Here is a 463-nt window from a genome sequence, read left to right on the forward strand (position 1 = left end):
CCTCAAGCGTGGCTAACTGGTCATCATAGCTGACGTTGCGGCCGATCCAAGAACCTCGGCGTCAGCGGAGCTTTTGAACTCGCTGGGCATCTCCGTCCTCGTCAACGTCCCTATTCTTGAGCGGGGCGCTTTCGTCGGCGTCATGTTTTTGCATTACGAAAAGCCGCACGAATTTTCTTCAGAAGAACGGGATTTCGTGCGGACGATTGCCGATCGCACCCGCGAAGCAATATCGCGGATACGTGCGGAACAGGAACAGCAGGTTCTCAACCATGAGATAAGCCATCGGCTGAAGAACACGATGGCGATGGTTCAGGCAATTGCGACCCAGACCCTTCGGCCCGTCACCGACAGAGCGCCCGTCGAAGCGTTTGTCAGCAGGCTGCACGCACTTTCAAAGGCGCATGAAGTACTGCTCACTCACGACTGGTCATCGGCGCGTATGATGACCGTGATCGATACC

General features: G+C 56.2%; 1 protein-coding gene. It reads left to right on the plus strand.

The window, feature by feature from the left end; genetic code table 11:
• Window positions 1-25: 25 nt before the first annotated feature.
• The coding region (locus D7X55_RS40760) for an HWE histidine kinase domain-containing protein (protein ID WP_255425067.1) at window positions 26-463 on the plus strand (438 nt) is incomplete at its 3' end.

The organism is Corallococcus sp. AB049A, from assembly GCF_003668885.1.
GTDB classification, from domain to species: domain Bacteria; phylum Myxococcota; class Myxococcia; order Myxococcales; family Myxococcaceae; genus Corallococcus; species Corallococcus interemptor.